This is a genomic window from Paenibacillus sp. 01L418 (assembly GCF_056400045.1).
Map to the genome: position 1 here is coordinate 1 of NZ_JBFTSN010000514.1, position 4,073 is coordinate 4,073.

Below are 4,073 nucleotides of genomic sequence, written 5' to 3' on the forward strand. Positions count from 1 at the left end.
GCATTGATGAACCCAGAGGATCCTCATTATGTGAAAGCTCGTTCCCTGTTTTTGGATTTGCATGATCTTGAACGTAATTATGTAACGACCAACTCTATTTTATTTGATCTTCACGAATGGCTTCGCAATGAATACAGCTATCAGCAGGCAGAATATTTTCTAAATGCGATTGATAAGGCAGTCAGTAAAGGTAAGCTGGCGGTCATCTCCAGCGGCCCTGAGTTTGAGGGGGAATCGCGTAGATTGCTTATCAACAGGCCTGAGCTCCGATTCTCTCTCAGCGAAGCATTAACCGCTGTGACTATGTCCTATTATCAGGTAAAACGTATCTTTACTTTCAATCACAATTACATGATGCTAGCCAATTTGGATAAGGATATTCGGATCATTCCGTCCAATTAATAAGCAATTAATACAGCCTTATTGGTAAACATCGTATTAGACTTTTTTAGTATTGATGCAGCAATTGTGAAAACGCCAAAAAGCAGCTCTTCCTCGTTAGAGGAGGGGCTGCTTTTTGTCTTTCTAATGTGAATTGCTTATGTCGAACTGCGAACGACCAAATGTGTAGGTAAAATAACCTTCTTCGGCAGCAAGCTATTCCCATTCATTCGTTCTAATAATAAGTCAACTGCGACCATCCCAATTTCCTCGGTTGGCACATCAATGGTAGATAGAGGCGGATTGGAGTATTTGGATACTTCAATGTTGGATAGGCCGATAACAGCCACTTCATCAGGCACAGAGATCCCGTTGTTATATAAGCTGTTAAGGGTTGCCATAGCCATCAAATCACTGGCAGCAAAGAAGGCAGTAGGCAAGTTTTTTGTTTGGCATAAATGATTGACTTTATCGATACAGACAACCTCATCCCACATGCAATCAATAAGCCATTCGGGATTTACATTCATTCCAGCAGCATGCATGGTGGAATAGTACCCTTGATAGCGCCGGCTTTCCTTTAAGTTGCTTTTTAAGCCGCTTCCACCTATATAGCCAATATTCGTATGTCCTTTTTCAATAAGATGGCTCACGGCTAGAGAAGCAACATTGTAATGGTCATAACCTACATTATCAATATCCCAGCGTTCTGTATCGATGCCAACAATATGAGGTACCTGCTTGCGAACATATTCATATGTTTCGCTATTTAAGGATTCCATTAGGATAAGCCCTGTAATCGATTCACTAAACGTGTTAAACAAAATCTTCTTATCATCTAATTCAGGACCCGTCCGAATAAAGGCAATATTATAACCTGATTGAAGCAATCTCTTTTCTACACCGGATAATATAGACATGAAATACGGATCGTTATACTTGTTTTTTGTCACACTTAATACGCACCCTATTTTGATTTGAGCTTTGTTTGCCGAATGATCCTTCGTTGCTGCTTGATGCTTGGGGCTATCAGTAATTTTATAGTTAAGCTGTGTAACGGCCTGCCAGACTCTTTCTCGTGTTTCATCTGTGATTTTATACTTCGTATCATTATTTAAAACTCTAGATACGGTAGCCGTGGACACATTCGCTAATTTAGCAACATCCCTAATCGTACTCATAGCTATGCATAGTCTCCTTTTGAAAATGCTAATGATTATTATGTTACGTTGTGATTCGTCATTAGCGCTTTTATGTTTTGTTACGTGAAAATTACGTCCATACCGATTTATCTGTATGTATGCCTACTAATCTATATAGTAACATACGAATGATGCGTAGTCTCACATTAAATTTTATTTGAGAACGATGTAATTTCCTCTTGCAGGATTGGTTAGAAATGTTATAATTGCACCATAAGATTACTAAACAATCACGCATATATAACGTAACACACAACGTAACAAAATAGCAAATGTTGTTTATTTAATGAGAATACCTCGTTAGGAGATGATGAGACATGAATAAAGCGATGACCGTGTACCCGGTAATCGTGGATAGCTTACTAAGCAATCCTGGCATTGGTTTTACTTCAGCACCTGGTCTAATGGATGACATCGGTGATGTGTTTGACAATAGAGGGGAAAAGAAAGAGAAATATAAATTTACGCAAGACAGCAGGACATACAATCATCCGGATAGCAAAGTCTATTTCTGCAGTGCTCGCTGGAGGGATATAGAAATTGCAAAAGGCGTTTTCAGGTGGGAAGTGATTGAGGAAAAGCTGGAGTATGCCAAATCCATGGGATGTACTGCGGTGGTACGTTGTTCGCCATATGCACTAAGTGAAGAAGATGATATACCGGAATGGTTTCGAGCGGAAAGTCCGGAGGAGCCCGATTTTCCTTTTTGGAGAGTAGATCCTGAGACAACGAGGTATGTGGAGTATTGGTCTGATTTTATAAAAGCTTTTGCAAAGAAGTATGACGGGCATCCCGTAATAAGCTCTATTGATTTGACAATTGTAGGAGCATGGGGGGAAGGCGGGGGCACAGAGTTTTTAGAGCCAGAGGCCATTCAATGTAYTACAGATGCTTATTTGGATGGTTTTAAAATAACACCTTTGCAAGCGCTTTTACATGATCCGCTTTCAATGAAGATTATAACGGATCGCAAAGCCAAAGTAGGCTTTCGTGTCGATTGTCTCGGTGACATGGGCGGTTTTCATGGCAAACGATGGTCTCATATGACCGATTTCTACCCTCAGAATATACAGAACTTTAAAATGGAAAATGCTTGGGAGAAAGCTCCAATTTTATTTGAAGCATGCTGGCATATGAATGACTGGTATATTCAGGGCTGGGATATTGATTACATTATTCAAGAAACGCTCAAATGGCATATTTCTTCCTTCAACAACAAAGGGACAATCGTACCGGAGCCTTGGAAAGACCATGTGAAGCAGTGGTTAAACAAGATGGGCTACCGCTTTGAATTAAGAAAGTTCACTTATGATGCTGAAGTTGAGGCAGGCGGGAATCTAGATATTGCTGCTTTGTGGGCTAATGTCGGAGTTGCACCAATTTATAATCGCTATCCGCTTGTTTTGAAGCTAACAAGCAATAAACAGACTTATACACTTTATAGCAGAGAAGATATAAGAGAATGGCTGCCGGATGTAGATATTGCTTGGGAAGAGAGTTTTTCGATTCCGAGCGATGTGCCAGCAGGAGAGTATCGTTTAGAAATTGGCATAGAAACAGGTGTACATGAGATTGGAAATGTTAAGCTGGCGATTGACGGAAATAAGGACGGTTATTATGAGATGGGAAAACTTTTAATAAAAGGGGATCAGTAACGAATGTCGATACGGTTGGATTTTAAAACGGCTGCTGCGTACTGCAATTTTGATTATCTACCCGAAGGTTTAGAAGTCAAATATAAAAGCTACGAACCGAGTAACAAGACTATACTCATTCCACGTAAGTTTTTAAATGGAATTTTTGAGCAATATCAACTCCCTGAGCATACCAAACAGTGGCTGGTTGGCGGAATTGAAGCGATAGAAAAGGATGAAATATTATTTCTATTCACGACCTTTTTAGTAGATGACATGTGCTCGTTGCGCAATCGTTGTGATGAAGATTTTTATACGAATATGACGCCGGGATGTATGAAGCAATATGGTGATTTGTATTCCTTTCTTTTGCTGCTTGCTTGTGTAGTCCCTTCTATGGAAATGGTGGAAAAGCGCGGAATTCCTAAACCGTATTACGAGAATATCCCTCATCAGCCACTTAAAGCTCAGTTGGAAAAATTAGTTGCATATGGTGATTCTAAAGTCCGTGACTTTCCGTGGGATATGAATTTTTATACTTGTTCAATATTTCGATTAGATCGATTTCTCTTTATACCTTTTCAATTTGAAGATCCTTTTACGATGTATCGTCATGTTCACACGGAAGAGGTTATTGCACTTCGACATGCGGGAGAAGAGTTTCGCAGCGATGGGCAAAGGAATGGAATCAATGGTGTATTTGATCCTGGGGGACATTTCACTTCGAAATGGGAGGAAAATGATGATCACATTATCGCTAATCGGATTAATCCAATGGGCTACGTTGAAAGAGAACCAACTTCTATAGCAAAGAAGGAATGGGAACCGGTTCTTCAGCGAGGAGATATCCTATTAG

Annotated in this window: 3 protein-coding genes and 1 pseudogene; 3 read left to right on the forward strand and 1 reads right to left on the reverse strand. The window is 40.0% G+C overall.

Translation table 11 applies throughout. The features are described from left to right. Positions 1-402, forward strand: a 402-nt coding sequence (locus AC1DSE_RS31705; protein WP_477528789.1) for a type II toxin-antitoxin system VapC family toxin, incomplete at its 5' end; no start/stop codon positions are given. Positions 403-539: 137 nt separating this feature from the next. Here the strand turns inward: AC1DSE_RS31705 and AC1DSE_RS31710 are convergent. Continuing rightward, positions 540-1,562 carry a LacI family DNA-binding transcriptional regulator gene (locus AC1DSE_RS31710; RefSeq protein WP_477509715.1) on the reverse strand — a complete coding sequence of 341 codons (1,023 nt, stop codon included), beginning with the start codon at positions 1,560-1,562 and terminating at the stop codon, positions 540-542. Positions 1,563-1,900: 338 nt separating this feature from the next. Here AC1DSE_RS31710 and AC1DSE_RS31715 point away from each other — a divergent pair, with 338 nt between their 5' ends. Both AC1DSE_RS31715 and AC1DSE_RS31720 read left to right on the forward strand, forming a co-directional pair. After that, a complete protein-coding gene (locus AC1DSE_RS31715; RefSeq protein WP_477528790.1) occupies positions 1,901-3,238 on the forward strand; it encodes a DUF4832 domain-containing protein in 1,338 nt (445 codons plus the stop codon). Between the two features lie 15 nt (positions 3,239-3,253). Then, positions 3,254-4,073: pseudogene (locus tag AC1DSE_RS31720) on the forward strand (acyltransferase domain-containing protein); the annotation flags it as partial.